The sequence below is a fragment of the bacterium genome, from assembly GCA_035559435.1.
GTDB lineage: Bacteria > Zixibacteria > MSB-5A5 > WJJR01 > WJJR01 > JACQFV01.
Map to the genome: position 1 here is coordinate 17,967 of DATMBC010000077.1, position 19,075 is coordinate 37,041.

Annotated in this window: 16 protein-coding genes; 1 reads left to right on the forward strand and 15 read right to left on the reverse strand. The window is 63.5% G+C overall.

Annotation, left to right across the window (positions count from 1 at the left end; translation table 11 throughout):
* From VNN55_09505 to VNN55_09565, 13 genes are all read right to left on the reverse strand, one after another.
* Entirely contained in the window at positions 1–462 is a 462-nt protein-coding gene (locus tag VNN55_09505) for a FixH family protein (GenBank protein ID HWO57789.1), read from the reverse strand.
* Complete coding sequence (gene ccoG, locus VNN55_09510; protein HWO57790.1) at positions 459–1,868, reverse strand: cytochrome c oxidase accessory protein CcoG; 1,410 nt, start codon at positions 1,866–1,868, stop codon at positions 459–461. Before ccoG ends, VNN55_09505 begins: the two co-directional genes overlap by 4 nt.
* Positions 1,869–1,872: 4 nt before the next feature.
* Positions 1,873–2,541 (reverse strand): cbb3-type cytochrome c oxidase N-terminal domain-containing protein, encoded by a 669-nt coding sequence (locus VNN55_09515; GenBank protein HWO57791.1) that lies wholly within the window; start codon positions 2,539–2,541, stop codon positions 1,873–1,875.
* Positions 2,538–2,732, reverse strand: coding sequence for a hypothetical protein (locus tag VNN55_09520; GenBank protein HWO57792.1), 195 nt, complete (start codon positions 2,730–2,732; stop codon positions 2,538–2,540). The genes VNN55_09515 and VNN55_09520 overlap by 4 nt, the downstream gene beginning before the upstream one ends.
* Positions 2,733–2,737: 5 nt before the next feature.
* Positions 2,738–4,873 (reverse strand): cytochrome-c oxidase, cbb3-type subunit I, encoded by a 2,136-nt coding sequence (gene ccoN / locus VNN55_09525; protein ID HWO57793.1) that lies wholly within the window; start codon positions 4,871–4,873, stop codon positions 2,738–2,740.
* Between the two features lie 3 nt (positions 4,874–4,876).
* Positions 4,877–5,065 (reverse strand): cbb3-type cytochrome oxidase assembly protein CcoS, encoded by a 189-nt coding sequence (gene ccoS / locus VNN55_09530; protein HWO57794.1) that lies wholly within the window; start codon positions 5,063–5,065, stop codon positions 4,877–4,879.
* 3 nt (positions 5,066–5,068) lie between these two features.
* Positions 5,069–7,495 carry a heavy metal translocating P-type ATPase metal-binding domain-containing protein gene (locus VNN55_09535; protein HWO57795.1) on the reverse strand — a complete coding sequence of 809 codons (2,427 nt, stop codon included), beginning with the start codon at positions 7,493–7,495 and terminating at the stop codon, positions 5,069–5,071.
* Between the two features lie 119 nt (positions 7,496–7,614).
* Positions 7,615–9,477 carry a DUF3857 and transglutaminase domain-containing protein gene (locus tag VNN55_09540; GenBank protein ID HWO57796.1) on the reverse strand — a complete coding sequence of 621 codons (1,863 nt, stop codon included), beginning with the start codon at positions 9,475–9,477 and terminating at the stop codon, positions 7,615–7,617.
* A 116-nt stretch (positions 9,478–9,593) separates the two neighbouring features.
* Entirely contained in the window at positions 9,594–11,564 is a 1,971-nt protein-coding gene (locus VNN55_09545) for a DUF3857 domain-containing protein (GenBank protein ID HWO57797.1), read from the reverse strand.
* A 360-nt stretch (positions 11,565–11,924) separates the two neighbouring features.
* The gene (gene groL, locus VNN55_09550) at positions 11,925–13,577 is read right to left on the reverse strand and encodes a chaperonin GroEL (protein HWO57798.1); all 1,653 of its coding nucleotides are present in this window, start codon (positions 13,575–13,577) and stop codon (positions 11,925–11,927) included.
* Between the two features lie 138 nt (positions 13,578–13,715).
* Positions 13,716–14,018, reverse strand: coding sequence for a co-chaperone GroES (gene groES, locus VNN55_09555; GenBank protein HWO57799.1), 303 nt, complete (start codon positions 14,016–14,018; stop codon positions 13,716–13,718).
* A gap of 263 nt (positions 14,019–14,281) precedes the next feature.
* The gene (locus VNN55_09560; GenBank protein ID HWO57800.1) at positions 14,282–15,052 is read right to left on the reverse strand and encodes a type III pantothenate kinase; all 771 of its coding nucleotides are present in this window, start codon (positions 15,050–15,052) and stop codon (positions 14,282–14,284) included.
* Positions 15,053–15,098: 46 nt separating this feature from the next.
* Entirely contained in the window at positions 15,099–15,797 is a 699-nt protein-coding gene (locus VNN55_09565) for a sulfite exporter TauE/SafE family protein (GenBank protein ID HWO57801.1), read from the reverse strand.
* Positions 15,798–15,985: 188 nt separating this feature from the next.
* Here VNN55_09565 and VNN55_09570 point away from each other — a divergent pair, with 188 nt between their 5' ends.
* Positions 15,986–16,459, forward strand: coding sequence for a DUF2087 domain-containing protein (locus VNN55_09570; GenBank protein HWO57802.1), 474 nt, complete (start codon positions 15,986–15,988; stop codon positions 16,457–16,459).
* A 7-nt stretch (positions 16,460–16,466) separates the two neighbouring features.
* Here the strand turns inward: VNN55_09570 and VNN55_09575 are convergent, their stop codons facing one another.
* Positions 16,467–16,970, reverse strand: coding sequence for a hypothetical protein (locus VNN55_09575; protein HWO57803.1), 504 nt, complete (start codon positions 16,968–16,970; stop codon positions 16,467–16,469).
* A gap of 2 nt (positions 16,971–16,972) precedes the next feature.
* Positions 16,973–19,021: a S9 family peptidase gene (locus tag VNN55_09580; protein ID HWO57804.1), complete on the reverse strand. Its 2,049-nt coding sequence runs from the start codon at positions 19,019–19,021 to the stop codon at positions 16,973–16,975.
* Between the last annotated feature and the right edge of the window lie 54 nt (positions 19,022–19,075).

The following is a 19,075-nucleotide window of genomic DNA, read 5'->3' on the forward strand; positions in this document are numbered from 1 at the left end:
CTATGGAATGTACAGCGCATGTTCGGCGTAATGCGCGCCGCCGGCATCCTGCCATTCACATTTGAGTTTCCAGTATCCCCGTTCCAGACGCGAATCAACAATATCCAGGCAGGCGTTGGAATCCAGCGCGAACGGCACGCGGAAGTCGCGCAACGAACTCGACGGCCGGAAGAAGAGCATCGATCCGGCCAACGGACGCGGCGTGCCGTCAGGAAAACAGAGGGTCACCGTGTTCCCCTCGGCGACATAGCGGAATGTCGGCTGACGCGCGGGGTCGGCCGCGCGCGCGATTGCGTCGATGCGCTCCTGATAGGCCAGCCCGCGCTCATAGTAATCCGATTCGACCAGATCGACCTCGTGCATGGCGGCCACCACCACCAGGGCCAGGACAAAGAGCGCAAACCCGCCGAACAGCGCCCACATGCCCGCGCCCCAGCGGCTTTTTCCGGACGGCGCGCTCATTGTCTCCCCCGCGGCGACGGCCCGGCAAACGAGGTCCGCACCGTCGCGATCTCCTCGTTGTTCGAAAACACCCCGATCGTCACCAGCGCATTGCCCGCCGGCACCCGGCTCCCGGGAATCTGAATCGCGAACACCGATTCATCCTGCCCCTGTGGCGGCGCTTCCAGCGGCGGGCCCAAGAGCGCCAGTTCTCCCGCGGGGCTTTGCAGCCGCAGCTCGATCGGCAGATCGCGCGCGGTCTTATTGGTGACCTTGATCGTGTACAGGTTGCGGATGGTGCCATCCGGGAGTTCCTCGATCAACGATCCTGCCGTGCGCAAGACGGTGGCCTCGACGCTGGAACGGGTCGCCAGCAGCGTGACGAGGGTGGCGACCAGGATGGTCAGGATGGCCGAATACAGCTTCATGCGCGGGGTGAATCGCAAACGGTTCCCCGTGGCGATGCCCTCATGGGAGGCATAGCGAATCAACCCGGGCGGCAGATTGACGCCGGCCATGATGTCGTCGCAGGCGTCGATGCAGGCGGCGCAATTGACACACTCCAGTTGCGTGCCGTTGCGAATATCGATCCCGGTCGGGCAGACGCGCACGCACGCGCCGCAGACGATACAGTCCCCCTTGCCGTCGCGGCTGTCCTTGCTGGAAAACGGCGCCCGCGGTTCGCCGCGGCGGAAGTCATAGGCCACCACGATCGAATTAGCGTCGAGCAGCACCGACTGCAACCGCCCATACGGGCAGACCAGCGTGCAGGCCTGCTCGCGAAACCACGCGAACACCCCGAAGAAAACCAGCGAGAAGAGCAGCATGAACGCAAACCCGGTCAGATGCTCGGTCGGTGGCGAGGTGACGATGTCCAGAAGGGCGTCGGCGCCGATGAAGTACGCAAGGAAAGTGTTGCCGATCAGAAACGAGATCGCAAAGAAGATGCCGAGCTTGAGCGCGCGCCGCGCAATCTTGGCCGCCGTCCACGGCGCATTGGCCAACCGACGCTGCCGCGGCCCGTCGCCGTCGATCCAATATTCGAGCTTACGGAACACCATCTCCATGAACACCGTCTGGGGACAGATCCACCCGCAGAACAGCCGTCCGAACGCCGCGGTAAACAGGATGACGAAGACCGCCAGCGCGATCGTGGCCAGCACAAACAGGTAGATGTCCTGCGGCCAGAAGATGAGGCCGAAGATGAAAAACTGCCGGTGGACGATGTCGAAAAGCAGGAGTGGATTGCCATTCACCCGGATCCACGGCGCGGCGAACAGAAATGCCAGCAACGCCAGCGCCACCGCCACCCGCTGGCGATGCAACCGCCCGGAGGGTTTGGTCGGGTAGACCCAGAGGCGGTTGCCGCGTTTGTCGATGGTGGCAAGCGAATCGCGGAAGGAGCCGTCGGTGTGTTCAATACTCACGGCGTCACGGCGTGACCAAATCCCCCTGCGGCGCCTTGGCGTTCGGCGGGTTGCTGCCATGGAGGGTTAAAACGTAACTGGCGACCTGCTGCAACTGGTCCGGCTGCAAGTCCATCCACCACGCCAGCATCCCCTTGGCAGGGACGCCGTACTTGATCGTCTTGTAAACATTGGAGATGCCGGCGCCATGCAGCCAGTAATCATCGGTGAGATTGGGCCCGATGCCGCCCTCGCCGAAACGTCCATGGCAGGAGGCGCACTTGGCCTGATACAGTTTCTGCCCCGACGCGATCGCCGCCGGGTCGGTCAGCGCCACATACCGGGCCGTGTCTTTCTCTCGCGACATCTCCACAAACGCCGCGGCCTTCGGACGGGCCAGCGCGCCGGCCAACACATCACGCTCCGGCGCGAAGTAGACGGAGTGGTAGCGCGGCAGGACACCGAGGAACCGGTCATCACGGGTCTGGACCCGCACATACGCCGGGTCCAGCTCGCGCAGGTACTCATCACGGCTCAGGTAGCCGATGCCGAAGACATGGTAATAGAGGAAGTACAGCACCGCCCAGGCGATGGTGATAATGAACAGCCACACCCACCAGCGCGGGAGATCGTTGTCCAGTTCGCGGATGCCATCGGCATCGTGGTCGAGCATGCGCTCGGTGGTCTCGGTCATCGGTCGCTCCCGTCCACGGTGTTGCCGCAGGAATCGGGCTCCAGCGGCATGCGGCTCATGCGCTCGACATGGCGCCGGTCGATGCGGTAGGTCCAGATGATGATGGCGACAAAGGCGGCCAACAGGACCAACAGCGCGACCAGTCCGAACCCGTCGCCCCCCCCCACCTGATCCATGAGTCCCTTGAGCATGGTCCCTACCTTTGTGCCGACGCGCCGCCCGCCGGTGTCACCTTGATGTCGGTCCCCAGTCGCTGCAGATAGGCGATGAGCGCGATCATCTCACGGTCGGGCGCGCAGTCCACTCCGGCTTCCTTGAGTCCGACGGAGACTCTTGCGGCCTGCGCCGTCAGCACGACATTGGCCGAATCTTCATAGCCGGGCGCATACGGCACGCCCAGCGATCGCATTGCCGCGATCTTGGCGGCGGTGGTTGAGGTGTCGAGCGCATCTTCGGCCAGCCACGAATACCGCGGCATGATCGAACCCGGCGACATCGCGCGCGGATCCATCATATGATGATAGTGCCAGGCGTCGGGGTACTTCCCGCCCTCGCGCATCAGGTCCGGACCGGTACGTTTCGAGCCCCACAGGAAGGGATGCTCGTAGACATACTCGCCGGCCTTCGAGTATTCGCCGTAGCGCTCGGTCTCCGAACGGAACGGCCGTATCAATTGTGAATGGCAGTTGTTGCACCCCTCGCGGATGTAGAGGTCGCGGCCCTGCAGTTCCAGCGGCGTGTAGGGACGCACCGCCGCGATCGTGGGCACGTTCGACTTGATCACCAGCGACGGCACAATTTCCACGATACCGCCAATGGCCACCGCCACCGTCGCCAGAAGCAGAAACGGCACCGGTTTGCCCTCCAGCCAGCGGTGCGAGAGCCGTCCGGGGACCGCGTGCCCGGCGGCGCGCGCCGGCACCTCGACATGCTCGTCGGCCGCGCAGGACCCGGCGCGCATCGTGCGCGCCAGGTTGTAGATCATGAGGACAAATCCGGTCAAGAAGAGCGCGCCGCCGATCGAGCGGATGATGTACATCGGGACAATCTGCAGCACCGTCTCCAGGAAGTTCGGGTAGCGCAGCACGCCCTCGGGCGTGAACTCCTTCCACATCAACCCCTGCGTGACGCCGGCGAAGTACAGCGGCAGCGCGTAGATCACAATCCCCAGAAAACCGATCCAGAAGTGCAGGTTGGCCAGTTTCTCCGAGTAGAGGGTGGTACGGAACAGTCGCGGGATGATCCAGTAGAGAATGCCAAAGGTGAGAAATCCGTTCCACCCCAGCGCGCCGACGTGGACATGCGCCACGGTCCAGTCGGTGAAGTGCGAAAGCGCATTGACGTTCTTGATTGACAACAGCGGTCCCTCGAACGTGGCCATGCCATAGGCGGTCACCGCCACCACCATGAACTTCAGCACCGCGCTCTCGCGCACCTTGTCCCACGCCCCGCGCAGCGTCAACAGGCCGTTGAGCATGCCACCCCACGACGGCGCCAACAACATGATCGAAAAGACCGTGCCGAGCGACTGCGCCCAGTCGGGCAGAGCCGAATAGAGCAGATGATGCGGACCCGCCCAGATGTAGAGAAAGATCAGCGACCAGAAATGCACGATCGACAAGCGGTACGAGAACACCGGACGGTCCGCCGCCTTGGGCAGGAAGTAATACATCATGCCCAGGAAGGGCGTCGTCAGGAAGAAAGCCACCGCGTTGTGCCCGTACCACCACTGCACCAGCGCGTCCTGCACGCCGGCAAAAACCGAGTAGCTCTTCCACAACGTGACCGGCAGCTCGAAGGAGTTCACCACATGCAGCAGCGTGACGGTGACCCAGGTGGCGATGTAAAACCAGATCGCCACGTACATATGCTCCTCGCGCCGCCGCAGGATCGTCCCGAACATGTTGACGCCGAAGATCACCCACACCACGGCGATGAGCAGATCGATCGGCCATTCCAGCTCGGCGTATTCCTTGCTGGTGGTGAACCCGGCAAGCAGCGTGGCCGCCGCCAGCACGATGACCAGTTGCCAGCCCCAGAAGTGCAGTCGGCTCAGCAGGTCGCTGTACATGCGCGCCTTGCAAAGACGCTGCAGCGAATAGTAGACCGACATGAAGATGGCGTTGCCGACAAACGCGAAGATGACCGCGTTGGTGTGCACCGGGCGCAGCCGCGAAAACGTCAGATACGGCAGGTTGAGATTGAGCACCGGCCAGTACAGCTGGACCGCGGCGATCAGCCCCGCCAGCAGGCCGACCGCGCCCCAGACGATCGTGGCCAGGCCGAAATCCCGCGCAATCCTGTTGTCGTAGGCGATCCTGTCGACGGCCATTGCTTACGACTCCCCTGTGGGCCGCGGCGGCTCCTGCGCGGCCTGGTGTGTGTGCGTGTCGTCGAAGAGAATGCGAACCGACGGCGTGGTCAGATCATCGTACTGCCCCCGGCGCACCGCCCACAGAAACGCCACCAGAAAGCCGGCGGCCACCAACACCGAGGCAAAAAGCAGCAGAATGACCACGCTCATCGACTAAGCCAATCCTTCCCGCCGGGCCACCCAGCGTGTGGCCACCGTGGCCAACATCACCACCGTGACCGAGCTGACCGGCATCAGGATCGCCGACACCAGCGGCGACAGATGTCCGCTGGCAGCGAACGACAGTCCGATCACGTTGTAGACCAGCGACACGACAAAGCTCAGATAGACGACGCCGCGCGCCCGCTGGGCCATCCGCAGGAACCGCGGCAGGCGCATCAGTGCGCCGGCCTCAAGCACGCCGTCGCTGGCCGGAGCGAAGGCAGCGCTGTCCTCGCTGACCGCGATCCCCACACGCGCCGCGCGCAGCGCGCCCGCGTCGTTGAGCCCGTCCCCCACCATCATCACCTGATGCCCCGCCTGCTGCCGCACGGTGACATAGTCCAACTTGTCGTGCGGCGATTGATGGCTGCGCAGGGCCACCTCGTCGCCGAACAGAGCCCGCAACCGCTCGTCCTCGGCGCGCGTATCGCCGGTCAACACCGCCAATTGATACCGCCCGCGCAACTCCGCAAGGACGCCATCGAGTCCTTCGCGATAGGCGGCCGAGAAAACATACACGCCGCGCCGTCGGTGGTCAAAACCGACATGCACAACCTGACCACTTGCGTCAGAATTGGCTTCACGTCCCTCGCGCATCGCATTGCCAAAAGATGCCCAGTCGCGCGTGCCAAGACGCACCGTGTGGCCGTCGACTTCGCCGCTGATTCCGTGTCCGGGCACTTCTTCAAAATGCGTGACCGGCGTGAGCGCGCCGACCGCGGCGGTCGCCGCCACGCGACGGCTGAGCGGATGCGTCGATTGACGCGCCACCGCCGCCACCAATTCGCGCTCCTTGTCGGTCAGTGCTTCGCCCTCGTAGGCAACTCGCTGCCCCTGTGCCTGGGTGAGTGTTCCGGTCTTGTCGAAGATGATCTCGTCGACCTCGGCCATCGCCTCGACCACGTCCGCCGCGCGCACAAACAAACGCTGGTCGCCCCAGATCCGCACGGCCGTGCCGAAGACAAACGGCCGCGCCAGCGCCAACGCGCACGGACAGGCGACCACCAACACCGATGTGACCGCGTGCGGCAGGCGGTCCGGATCGATCATCGCCCACGCCGCCGCCGTGCCCGCGGCGATCAGGAGAACGGCGAAGGTGAAGTATTGACCGATCCGATCGGCGATGGAGCGCCGCGCGCCGGCGCGCGCCTGCACGAATTGGTCCGAACTCCACAGCGAAACCAGATTGCTCTGCGCCACCGGACGGATGACCTCCAACTCGATCGCCCCGCCGGTCTGCCGTCCGCCGGCATACACGCGTTGCCCGGCCGCGACCTGGCGCGGAACCGATTCGCCGGTGACGAAGCTGTAATCGATGTGCGCCTCGCCGAACACGAGAATCGAGTCGGCCGGAATCAATTCCTGATGGCGCACCACAATCCGGTCGCCACTGCGCAGCCCCGCGATCGACACGGTCGTATCACAGGCGCCATCGCGACGCAGGCAGGAGATCGGAAAGTACGACCGATAGTCCCGGTCAAACGACAGATGCGCGAAGGTTTTCTGCTGAAAGACCCGCCCGGCCAGGAGAAAGAAAACCAAGCCGGTGAGCGAGTCGAAGTAGCCGGGACCGACGTCGAAAAGCACATCAAAGGCGCTGCGCGCAAACAGCATCCCGATCCCCAACGCAAGCGGCACATCGAGATTGATCATGCGTTGACGCAGACTCGCCCATGCCGAGCGGAAATAATCCTGCGCCGCATACAAAAGCACCGGAATCGCCAGGACCAGACTGGCGAACCGAAAGGTCGTCGACAGGCCACCCTCGCTGATCTGTCCGGCAGAGAAGTACTCCGGCAGACTGAACAGCATCACATTGGCGAAGCCAAATCCCGCCACGCCCAGCCTGGCGTAGAGTTTCCACGCCGGCGACCGCCCCGCCTTCTGCCCGAGCGCCGCCAGTCGGATATCGGGTTCATAGCCGATGCGCGCCAACAGCTCAACCACGCCCCGCAGCGTGATGCGGCGGTGATCGAACAGGATCGTCAGGTGTCGCGTCGCCAGGTTGGCGGTCGAGCGCACGATCCCCGCATCGAGGCGATACAGATTCTCCAGCAGCCAGACACACGAGGCGCAGTGGATGCCCGGCACCGAAAGCGTGACGCGCGCCTGCCGCTCATCCTGATATTCCAACAGCGCGGCGACGGTCTCGGGTAGATCCAGGTAGGCGAATCGGCTCCGATCGGTCAGCGTCGGTCGCGCTCCGGGCGCCGCATCGCGCGCGTAGTAGGAACCCAGCCGCGCATCCTGCAGCAGCCGGTACACCGTGCGGCAACCTTCGCAACAGAACCGCTTCTCATCGATGGCCGGCGCATCCTCCGCGCACGACAGACCGCAGTGGAAGCAGGAAATCGCCGGATGGGGACCCGTCGTTGACATACCGCGAAGTCAACATACGCATCCGCAAATCGGCTTTTCAAAGGAGACTGTAGTTGTGGGATTATCGCGTGGGTCGTCGGCGCAGATTTTGACAATTTCACCACGGGTGAATCCGGGCGTCACTGCCCGCGCGGTTGGAGGCGCCGCAACACCCATTCGGCGCCGCCCGCCTGACGGTAGGCCTCGCGCAGCCGCAGCGACATCCGCCGCTCGGCGATGTCGCGTCCGGGCGAATCCCACCGAAGATGGCGAACCAGCATAAACTCGGATCCGTCCAATGTGCGCTCTTCGGTGAGAGACCCGTGCTCGAACTGCCGCGGCGGCGGCTCGGGCCAGAATTCCATCGCCCACCCCTCCGGCCAGCGGACCAGCAACGTATCCTGGACATCCTGCGCGAAATCGACGCGCGCCGGATCGGGGCGTCCGCCGATCGTATCGGCGGCGGCCCAGCCGGATACGCGCGGATGCACGACGATCTGCCGCGTGCCGGCCAGCGCCCAACCGCGAATCACACCATGCAGATGCGCATAGATGGCGTCGCCGGAGACCACCGAAATTGAATCCAGCCAGGCCTCGCCCGCGGTGGGCGAGACGCCGAGAATCACCGCGGCGGCCGTCTGCGGATTCAGCCGTCCCTGCAGCGGCAACAGCCGCGCGAAATGCCCGCGCGCGAACACGCCCGCGGTGAATGCCAAGTCGCCATTCAGCGAGAGCGTCCCCTCCAGACGTGTCGTCAGACGGTTGTCATCCGCGCCACGGTCGGGCGTGCGCAAAAGCTGTCCGCCGAACTCCCCCACCACCAGCGCCCAGCGCGATTCGCATGGCCGCGGCAACGTTCCCAGCGGGTAGCGCGAGTCCGACAGATCCGCCCACAACGTGTCGCCGTTGATCACGGTCATCGCGATCACATGGTCGAACCAGTCCTTGGGGAAATCGGGATCGATCGGCAACGGGTTGCGCGCGCGCACCAATGCCGGCCAGGCATCCAGGCCGATGGAACGCATCATCGCGATCCAAAGGAAGACCGCGTCCTTGCAGTCACCGTAGCGATTGTCGAAGACGTCGCTGGCGCGATTGGGACGCCAGCCGCCCAGCCCGATCTCGATGGCGACATACCGCCACTGATCGGAGATCCAGTCCTTCAATGCGGCGGCGCGCGCCCGGTCGCCGACCTTCTCGCGGATGTGGCGTTCGATCTGGTATTCCTGATCGTCGCGCAGACGCATCTGTCCCTTGGCCAGGGCCCAATACCAGCGGCCGAGCGCGTCCCACGAATCGGTGCGTCCCTTCAGACGGCCGATTTTGAATTCCTCCGCGGTCACATGCAGCAGTGGATAGGCGCCCAACACCGCCAGATCGGTGTCGGGCGGGGTCCAATCGGCCAGACTCCAGCGCGTGATGTCGCGACGCGCCTCTTTGCGCTGTTCGCGTGAAAGACCGGGAGCGGCTTCGCGCCAACGCACCTGCCGATCGGGCGGCGCATGCACCTCGTAGCTGGCCATCCGCCGCGGCCAGGAATCCTCGAAGGTCCAGTCGGGCCAGAAGAACGCGTTGTCGATTTCCACCGTCCAGCGCGCCTCCACCACAAACGGCGTTGCCGCCGCCACCAGGTCAACGGCGCGCACGATGTCACCGGAAAACAGGCGGAACTCGCTGAAGGGGGCCACCGCGCGCACATCCGGCAGGCCGACCGTGAACAGGACACGGCCGGTCGTGTCGCGCACTTCGCCGGTAAACGACTTCAGTTTCTGAAAGAAGGTGTCCCAGATACGGATGCGCCCCGCCTCGATGCCGGCCGCGCGGTGGACCCGGATGATGCGATGCTGCTCGACCGTCAGGCCCTTGACCGGCGACCAGTCGACCTGGCGCTCGTCCAGTTCGTAAACGGCGGCGGCCGACTCGATGCCCTCCTGCGCCCGCGCCGGGGTCGCGCAGAGCGCGCCGACGACGGCGGTCAGAATCCAGGGAAGCGCAGTCGGCAAGGGTCGCATCGTATGCCTATGATACAACGCAACCCAGGCGGGGTCGCACAACGAAACAAGGGGCCGAACAACGGCCCCTTGCTTGTGTCACACAGAAGGAGGAACCACGAACCGGGCTAATCGCGGTAGAGCATCAACGGGCCATGCTGGGCGAGCTTCACCGTGTTGAACAACTCGCGCATTTCCTCGAAGCGCGGCACGCCGAAATCGCGCTGCGCCACCCGCCAGAACCGGGTGGCGATGATGGCGTTGTCCTGCGCCACCACCGACGAACGGAATTCATACCCGTCGCCCAACACCTCGCGGCCCATCGGCAGGTCGCCCAAACGGAACCCTGTCGGGATGCGCCAGACCATGCGGCAATCCTCGCTCCAGGGCGTGTCGAAGGAAATCGGGTAACGCCGGTGCGACGTCAGGAAGGGATTGGACTCCAACGCGTGGATGAGCGCGGGCCGCAGCAGGATGCGGTCGCCGTCGACGTCAGCGGCGCCCGGCCAGACAAAGTCGACCGACATCTTGATCGGCGCCCAGTCGTTCTCGCTGTCACGTTCGACCGCCACCCGCTCGGTCCGCAACCCGGGCATCCAGTTCTCGTGCAGGTAGCCGGCGGTGTCCTGATCGGCCAGAGCGCAGAGCAGCTCATACGCCGCCTGCCCGCCCAGCCAGAGCGTCAGATTGCCGCGCGCCGTGCCATCGGGCAGAATCTCGGCGGAACCATCGGACATCACGTCACGGTCCACCGGCGGCGCCGGCAGATCGATCACAACGTCGCGGATATCCTCGCGGCCGATGACGACGCCGGCATCGACCTGGTCATCGGGCGGGAGATAGCCCATCCAGGCGTTCGGCGCGCCGGTCTCGCAATAGATCTCCTCGTCGCCCAGATCGACGGCGACGATGGCGTGGTCGAACTGCTCGAGACGATGGTCGCGGCGGTCAAAGCGGTAATGGCTGCGGCGCGATATCAGCACCGGCCAGGCGTCGATGCCATGGTGACGCAGAAGCGCAACGAACAGCAGGTTTTTTTCGAGCGGATTGCCCCGGCGCTGCTGCAACACCACACGCGCCGGCTTCAGATCGGAATCATAGACCGACACCGCCACACCGGAGAGCGCGATCGAATCGCGCACGAAGCCGTAGAGGCGTCGCGCCAATTCGCGCTTGTGCCGCTTGAGATCGGCGGGACGCAGATCACCGGAGATAGTGCCCCACAGCGGCCAGGACTCATCGGTGCGCAGAAGCGGCGAGTAGACCTTGCGCACCTGATCGGCCACGTCCTCCCACGAGTCCACGAACTCCCGGACGTTGTTGCCGTCCCGGTAACGCACGATTTGGAAGTCAAGCAGGACCCGGTGGTTGAGAATCGAAGCCATGTATGGCTCGGGTGTGAGCGGCGGCAGACTCTGCGCCCGCCAGGTAAACAGCCGAATCTTGCCCGCCTCGTGGCTGACCGAGGCGATCTCCACCGTGTCGGGACCGGTCACGAAGTCGGAGTTGTTGACGACCGCGGCGTACTCGAAGTTCTCCGGCAGCTTCACCGACAACTCGGAGCGCTCGGTGGGAATCTCGCTTTGGAATACCCATGGCCGCAGGTAGTAAAAGTTGTGCGACCGCACCTTATAGCGGTATTCGACCACGCAACCGGGCTGCACATCGGGAAACGCGAAGACCATCTTGCGCCATTCGCCGGTGCGCGCCTCGTGCATCGCGGAGGGCGTAACCGGCACCTTCTGGCCGTCCTTGGTCAGCGTGTGCGCTTCGACGAACTCGAGCTGTTCGGAGGAGTGGTAGGGGATTTCGACGTTGGCGAAACGATAGGCGTCGGTGCGGAAAATTTGAACCCTGCGGTGCCGTTCGAACGTAAACCGAAATCCAGGGCCGACCGTGATCAGACCGCGGTCAAAGACGACAGAGGCCCCCGCGCTCGGATCAAAGGCGAGCGCATCGCGATCAACCTCGGTGGGGATCATGTGCCCCCAGGGAAGTCCCCAGCCGTTCTGGGCATGGACTTCGCCGACGGCGCAAAGAACCGCCACGGTCACTGCACAGGTGACCAACCACCGCTTGTAGGTTATCGATCCTACCATGGCTTTCACGGCCGACACGGCAATGCCGTAATCCGAAAGCCTATCTCTTCATTTGTCTTATGCGACGACGAGTGAGGGTCGCCGCGTACTCCGTCAGGTGAGGGGCAGGCCTCAATCGAGACCTTTCTTACCTGATGCCAATATGCAAGTTGGCCCGGTATTACGGCAAGCGGAATGTGGGATTTCCCCCACAGGGAGTCCGGATTGTGGCAAGTCGCCTGGACAACTCAAGGAGGATTTCGTGTGCCATCTCTTTGAATATCAAAGAAATGCGATAGGTGGAGGCGGATTGATAAGACAAGGGGCGGGTCGCATGACCCGCCCCTTATTGACAGTCAACAACTTGGCCTAAGTTGCGGCTTAGAAATCGTAGTCGCCGCCGCCCATGCCGCCCATGCCGCCGCCGGGGCCGCCGGGCATCGGGGCCTTCTTCTCCGGCTTGTCGGTGATCATGGCCTCGGTGGTCAGAAGCAGCGAGGCGATCGACGCCGCGTTCTCCAGCGCGATGCGGGTCACCTTGGTCGGGTCGATCACGCCGGCCTTCATCATGTCTTCGTAGACGCCGGTCTGCGCGTTGAAGCCCATGCTGCCGTTTTCCGTCTTGACCTTGTTGACGACAATCGAGCCCTCGAAACCGGCGTTCTCGGCGATCATGCGGATCGGCTCCTCGAGCGCCTTGCGGATGATGTTGACGCCGATCTTCTCGTCCTCGCCGGCGCCGTTGGTCACGACCTTGTCGAGCGCCTTGAGGCAGCGCAGGTAGGCCACGCCGCCGCCGGGCACGATGCCTTCCTCGGCCGCCGCGCGGGTGGCATGCAACGCATCCTCGACACGGGCCTTCTTCTCCTTCATTTCGACTTCGGTGGCCGCGCCGACGTTGATCACCGCCACACCCCCGGCCAGCTTGGCCAGGCGCTCCTGCAGCTTCTCCTTGTCGTAGTCCGAGGTGGTCTCCTCGATCTGCTTGCGGATCTGCTTGATGCGGCCCTTGATCTCATCGGTCTTGCCGGCGCCCTCAACGATCGTCGTGTTGTCCTTGTCGACCACTACGCGCTTGGCCTTGCCGAGATGCGAGATCACGGTGTTCTCAAGTTTGAAGCCCATCTCCTCGGAGATGACCTGGCCGCCGGTCAGGACCGCGATGTCTTCCAGCATCGCCTTGCGGCGATCGCCGAAGCCCGGGGCCTTGACCGCACAGACTTTCAGCGTGCCGCGCAGCTTGTTGACCACCAGGGTCGCCAACGCTTCGCCTTCGACATCCTCGGCGATGACCAGAAGCGGCTTGCCCAACTGGGCGACCTTCTCCAACAGCGGGAGCAGGTCCTTCATGGTCGAGATCTTCTTGTCGTGAATGAGGATGACCGGATCATCGAGAACGGCTTCCATCGCCTCGGGGTCGGTGACGAAGTAGGGCGAGATGTAACCGCGGTCAAACTGCATGCCCTCGACCAGCTCGAGGGTCGTCTCGGTGGATTTGGCTTCCTCGACGGTGATCACGCCGTCCTTGCCGACTTTGTCCATCGCCTCGGCGATCAGGTCGCCGATGGTGTGGTCGTTGTTGGCCGAGATGGTCGCCACCTGGGCGTATTCCTTCTTCGACGGCACATCGATCTTGAGCTTCTTGAGTTCTTCGACCACGGCGGCGACGGCCTTCTGCACGCCGCGCTGCAACGCCATCGGGTTGGCGCCGGCGGTCACGTTCTTCAGACCCTCGCGGTAGATCGCCTGGGCGAGCACAGTCGCGGTGGTGGTTCCGTCGCCGGCCACGTCCGACGTCTTCGAGGCGACTTCCTTCACCATCTGCGCGCCCATGTTCTCAAAATGGTCTTCCAGTTCGATTTCCTTGGCGACCGTGACGCCGTCCTTGGTGACGGTCGGCGCGCCAAACTTCTTGTCGATGACCACATTGCGACCCTTGGGACCAAGGGTCACCTTCACCGTGTTGGCCAGAATGTCGACCCCACGGCGCATCTTCTCACGGGCAGCGCCGGAGAATTCCAACATCTTGGGCATAGGACCATTTCCTCCGTTTATCTGTTTGCTTCGTCGTTGCCGATTCGCGCAACTGTCCGCGGGCCAAGCCCGCCCGACGCTCGATTCGTCTTTCTGATTCGCAGCGCTCTCTGCTGTGAGTCAGGACCCTTGTCGTGCTTAGTGCTTGCCGTTGGCGACCACCGCGAGGATATCGGCCTCGCGCATGATCAGATACTCCTGGTCGTCGATGGTGACCTCGGTGCCGGAGTACTTCCCGTAGAGGACCCGGTCGCCCTTCTTCACCTCCAGGGGAATCAGTTTCCCGTCTTCGTTCTTGCGGCCGGGGCCCACTTCCACCACTTCGCCCTCCTGTGGCTTCTCCTTGGCGGTGTCGGGGATAATGATCCCGCCCTTCTTGACTTCCTTCTCGACGTCGAGTGCCTTGATGACCACACGGTCGGCAAGCGGCTTGACATTGATCGACATTGCTTCTTCCTCCCTGCGTTTGGCCCACCGTCACCGTTAGTGATGGGCCTGCCATTTATTTGTTGGTGATGACGTTAGACAGATTCTCCACTTCGTAAAGCCAATGGGTGCCGACGGTATTAGCACTCGACGCCAGTGAGTGCTAACAATCGACGACCGATTATACGCAAGTGCGGTCTTCGGATGCAAATTTTTCGTGCGGAATGCCGGAAGAATTGACTCTATTGGGCCAAAAACGACAATTCTTTGTGTGGCAATCAGTTACTTGACCGGAAGATCGAGAGCAGCCCCTTCAGCGTCAAGACCTCGTCAATTGCCTTGATGGTTTTGGAGCCCTGAGCGATCAGCGGCGCCAGTCCCCCCGTGGCAATCACCTTGGGTGTGCCCCCCATTGCGGTGGCGATCCGGCGCACTGTCTCATCGACCGCGCCAATCGCTCCATAGTATAGACCGGATCGCAACGCCTCTTCCGTGTTCTTGCCGATCGGGGACGCCGGCTCGGCCAGGGCCACCTTAAACAACTGCGCCCCTTTCAGTGAGAGCCGTTCCGCCGAGGTCTCGATCCCGGGGGCAATCGCGCCCCCCTGATAGGCGCCATCGGCCGAGATCACATCGAAGGTGGTCGCGGTGCCGAAATCGACCACGATACCGGCGCAACGATGCTCGACCCAGAACCCCTCGGCGTTGGCGATACGGTCGGCGCCGACCTGCTCGGGAGTATGGACATCGAGACGGACATGCAGACGGGAGCGGTGGGTCACCAGGAGCGGCGTCTTGCCGGCAATCTTCTCGACCGCCGCGGCCACCACCGGCGTCAGCACCGGCACCACCGAACAAATGACCGCCCCGTCCAACTGCCCCGCCGCGATCCCGGCATCGGCCAACACCTGCTTGAGCAGCAGCGCCGCCTCATCGGGAGTGCGGGTGTGGGTCGAGGCGAATCGGAAGGAGAAGACCAGCCGGTCGCCGTCGAAGCCGCCCACATGGGCGGTGGTGTTGCCGATGTCGATGGTCAGGAGTTTGGGCATGGGAGAAGTATACTCCTTCCGGACAGACGGTTCCAGCCGCGCGCCCTCACTTCGTCAGAAACAACACCCCGATCACCACCAGCATCGCCTCGACCGCATACATGAACACCTTTGCATTAATTCGCTTCAGCATCGCGGTGCCGGCATAGGTGCCCACGATCATCAGCGCTCCCATCAGCAGGCCATAGATCACCGTGGCTCTGGTGACGATGTCGAAGAACGTCCAGGTGGTCACGCCGGTGATGTGCATCAGAAGCGCGCCGATCGCCATGGTACCGACAAAGGCCTCCTTGCGGATGCCAGTGGCCAGGAAAAACGGCACCGCCATCGGCCCGACCACTCCCAGCATGTTCGAGAAGAACCCGACCATCGCTCCCAACGGATAGAAGATCCCCCAGCGGGTGAGCGGCGGACGCTCTTCCTTCTGCGCCAACAGGAAGACAACCGAGGCGATCAGGAAGGCGCCGATCCCTTTGGTGATCCAGTCGGCCGGCAGCTTGACAAAGACCACCGCCCCCGCCGCCGCACCGGGGATGGCGCCGATGATGTAGCGCGCCGCCAGCGGCCAGACGATGCTTTTCCAGTGAATCGAAACCCGGGTCAGATTGGAGAAGACCAGCCCGAAGGTCACCAGCGGCACCGCATCACGCGGCCCCACCAACGCAACCACCAACGGCAGATAGAGTATTCCACCACCGAACCCCGCCACCGCCGAGATCACACCCGCGACAAAAGCGCCCCCCATTAGAAGTGCGAGGTCTATCGGCGTCATAAGGCCGCGAAGGTAACCACACATCATCCGACGGCACAGCCAAACTGCGTCGAGACTTATCTTATTGTCTTCGAAGGTGTTACTTTCTTCATGGCTGTCTTGCTGTATTTTGTTATACTTTTCTGTATTTTGACGTATATTGGCCGAGGGAGGATGCCAGCGTGACCCAGTTGCCAACCAGCGTCAGCGATACCGTCTTCTTCACCTCGGCCGAGGTGGCCGATAAACTCAAGCTCAATCAGCAGGTGGTGGTCCGCAAACTGCAGACCGGCGAGATCCCCGGCTACAAGATCGGCAAGGATTGGCGCATCTCCGATCGGCAGCTGGCTGCCTGGCTTGAGTCCCGCTCCAATCAGAACCGTCTCGACGAACGCGCCAAGGTGGAACGCTCGTTTTTCAAGGATGGCCGTTTGGTGGAAATCCCCGCCCAGCGCAAGAAGCGTGTCTACGTCCTCGAACGGCTTCTGGCCGAATTTGATCCGGTCAAGGTCTACACCGAGGCGGAAGTCAACGAGGTGTTGCGACGGTTCCACGACGATGTCTGCACCCTGCGCCGCGAGTTCATCATGGAAAAGATGATGGTGCGTTCGGGGGGGAAATACCGCCGCGCGCAATTCTACGCGCGCAAGGCGTGAGGCCCGGCTACGAGCGCGCGCGCCGTTGTTCCATCACCGTCAGGAAGACGCCCAGAAGGGTGAGCAGCGGCAATTCAGGCAGGGCCGAGTACTCACGCGCAATGACAATCTCGCCGGCAGGGCGAAAGGTGAGCCGCCGGGGCTGGAAGCGCACGATGGCAAACTCCGACGCGGTGACGAAGGCCCGCTCGCCGCTCCAGAATCCCAGACGGTTGAAGTCGTAGACGGTGCCGTCGACCAACGTCAACCGGGAGCGCGCAATCCCCGAACTGACCCGTCCGACCGGCTTGTCTCCCGGCATGGCCACGATGCCGGCATGGCGCCAGAGAAACCCCTCACGACGGAAGCTCCACATTCCCTCGGCGGCGGTGGCGTCGCACTGACGCCCCATCCCATGGAAGCGAAGGATGCCGGCCAGCCCCCCGGCGCCGGTGAGTTCAATGGCGCGCGCCAGCAGACTGGCCTGATGCCAGGCCAGTCCGTCGGCGTCGCGCAGCGAAATGAACGCCATCCTCAGCGTCCCTTCAGGTACTTATCGAACCAGCGGGCGATGTGCCGCAAACGCGCCACCCGGCGGTCGGGACGGCCATGTCGCGACAGGCCATGCGGCTCCTCGGGGAAGCGCACAAACTCAACGGTCTTGCGCAGCACCTTCAGCCGCGTGAACAACTGCTCGGCCTGCTCGATGCTGCAGCGCATGTCGAACTCGTTGTGGATGATCAGAAGCGGCGTGCGGATGTTCTTGGCGTAGGTCAAGGGCGACATCCATTCGTATCCCTTCTCGTTCTGCCAGGGGTACCCGCCGAACTCGCGATTGAAGTCCCAGCCGACATCGGTGGTCCCGAAAAACGATTTCAACTCGACGACCGAGCGTCCGGTCACCGCGGCGCGGAAGCGGTTGGTGTGGCCGACAATCCAGTTGGTCATGTAACCGCCGTAGGAGCCGCCGGTCACGCCCAGCCGTTTGGGGTCGATGTAGGATTGCTTGACCAGCCAGTCGGCGCCGGCCATGACATCCTCGTAGTCGACCGTGCCCCAGCCGTTGACGATCGCGGCCGACCAATCGGCGCCGCGCCCCTGCGAGCCGCGCGGATTGGTGTAGAAGACCACATATCCCCTGGCCGCCAGCATCTGGAATTCATGGAAGAACGAGTAGCCGTACTGCGTGCGCGGCCCGCCATGGACCTGGACAATCGCCGGATAGCGGCGTCTTGGACTGAACCCCGGCGGCTTGAGCATCCACCCCTGCACCCTGACCTTGTTCGTCGATGGGAACCAGACCTCCTGCGGACGGCTCACCTGCACCGAACGCAGCCAGTCGCCGTTCATCCGCGTGATGAACCGCGGCGTGGCGGTCTTTTTCGTCAAATCGATGATGGCGATTTCGCCCGGCGCCGTCGGCGTTGAGACCAAGGCCGCGGCGCGTTTGCCCTGGCGGCCGAAGGCGACGTTCTGCACATGGTACTGGCCGCGGATGATCGGCGTCGGACGGCCGTCGCGGATCGCGACACGACCGATCAGGGTCGCGCCGGTGTCGCTGATCAGGTGCGTAAACGAGCGCCCGTCGGCCGACCAATGCGGACGGATGGCGTTGAATCCCTCGCCGGTGTCGGCGATGGTCATGTCGTACATCTCGCGGTCATACTTCGGGGTGACATCGCGCGCGGCCGGACGTCCGTTGACTCCCACCACCCACAGATGCGACGGAGTCACGCCCCAAGGGCCGTCCGGATCGGTGTGGCCATAGTAGGCGATCTTCGTGCCGTCGGGCGAAAACGACGGCAGATCGACCGGCCCCTCGGGAGTCGGCACGCGGCGCGGCTTGCCGCCCCGGATGGACACCACAAACAGATCCTGACGCATCGGGTCATGGTCGGGATCGGGACGCACGTTCGTCACATAGGCCACCCACTTCCCGTCGGGCGAGATCGTCGGGCAGAGTTCGTCGTACTTCCCCTTGGTCAGTTGCGTCCCCTTGCCGGTGGCCACATCGAAGGCCCAGACATGCCAGCGGTCCTCCGGCAGGAAGCCCTCGCCGTCGTAGCGGTACCACAGCCGGGTGATGTGCCGATAGATCGGCGCTTCCTTCTTGGGCGGCGTCTTGTCCCCAGCGGCCGCCTCGGGCTTCGGCTTGCCGTCCAGTGTCTGCGGCGGATCGCTGGCGCGGAATGTGCAGACAATCGTCTTCCCATCCGGCGTGAACTGCACCGAACCGAAGGAGCCATCCTTCTCCACCAGCGAACGCGCCTCGCCGCCGTCGGTCGGCATGATGTGCAGTCCGGGCAGATCGCCGCGCTTGGCGGTGAAGACCAGCCAGCGGCCATCCGGCGAAAACACCGGCGCGGTGTCATTGCGCTCGCCGAACGTCAATTGGCGCAGATCGGAGCCGTCGGCGCGACACCGCCACAGATGGGTGTGATACTTCTTTTTGTCCTCGCGCACTGTCTCAACGACGAAGACCACGGTCTCTTCATCGGGAGACAGGGCGGGCGAGCGGACAAAATGAAGCCGCGTGATATCCAGATCGTCGATCAACCGTCGACGGGGGCGTTTCGGTGGCACAGTTCCCTCCAGGGTCGGACGTTAGCGGAGTGATAGCCATCACCAGGCATCGCG